The 1102-nt window shown below is 36.3% G+C and carries 2 protein-coding genes; one reads left to right on the top strand and one right to left on the bottom strand.

The features are described from left to right. On the top strand, positions 1-114 hold a 114-nt coding region (locus AC1DJR_RS30915; RefSeq protein ID WP_142387517.1), incomplete at its 5' end, for an IS3 family transposase. Positions 115-171: 57 nt separating this feature from the next. Here the strand turns inward: AC1DJR_RS30915 and aiiA are convergent. Further along, positions 172-924, bottom strand: a complete 753-nt coding sequence (aiiA, locus tag AC1DJR_RS30920; RefSeq protein WP_477004354.1) for a quorum-quenching N-acyl homoserine lactonase AiiA — start codon at positions 922-924, stop codon at positions 172-174. Positions 925-1102 lie beyond the last annotated feature (178 nt).

Below are 1102 nucleotides of genomic sequence, written 5' to 3' on the forward strand. Positions count from 1 at the left end.
TTCAAACAAGAATTAGCAAAGTATATAGAATACTATAATCATAAAAGAATTAAGGCAAAATTAAAGGGTATGAGCCCGGTACAATACCGGGCTCATACCCTAGAGGCTGCCTAATGAAACGACCTGTCTAACTTTCGGGGGTCACTTCACTAGGCCCATGACTTTTTCTATTTATATATATTCAGGGAACACTTTACAGCTCTTTTCCTGCTCTATATCATGTCCAAAGAAAACAATTGGGTTCTCTTTCCTAACAACTTCTTTTAAACGTTTAATTGAAGATAAAGCTAATTCCGAATCAAATCCAGCGAACGGCACTTCATCTTCAAAATTTTCTTTCGTATACGATGCATCGATCGTTAATAACACTGGGCCAGAGTTCTCTGTCTCAATGAATAGTGACTGATGCCCCGGAGTATGTCCTGGTGTATACAATAATTGAACTCCTGGTACGACTTCATAATCCCCTTCAATGATTTTGTAGTTTAAATTTGGCAAGATACATTCTTTCATATATTCTTCACTATGTTGTGCCGCCTCGTATTCAGCACGCTGCACAATAATCGGTGTATTTGTAAAAGCACCATTTCCTCCTGCATGATCAAAATGTAAGTGAGAACTAATAATATACAGAAGGTCTTCTGGCTCATAACCAACGCGTTTTAAAATATTCACGATTCTATCTTCTTCAGTCATTTTCGGTAAAATCTGTCCTTCAACARATGTACCGTTAAAAAGGCCTTCATTATTAATCGCACTTTCTGGCATACCTGTATCTACTAAAATAGGTCCTTCTTCAGTCTCCAAAAGATAACACCAAACCGGTAAGTCTAATAATTTTCCTGGTGTTAATGTACTGTTAACAGACGAATGATCCAACATACAACGACCTGCTGGGACGAAATAAAGCTTCTTTACTGTCATTATGTATCCACCTTTACAAATAATTTAGGATAAAACAATACTATATTTCGCTTATGAGAAATAAACTCCTTCTCACCTTTCATTATTTCAACTATTATCTTTTCAATTGTTCACAACTTTTCATTCCAAATCCAGTGATACTGGAAAGCCTATGCAGAAATTCAACCCTCCTTTAAGC

It is taken from the genome of Bacillus sp. 05T31, from assembly GCF_056396725.1.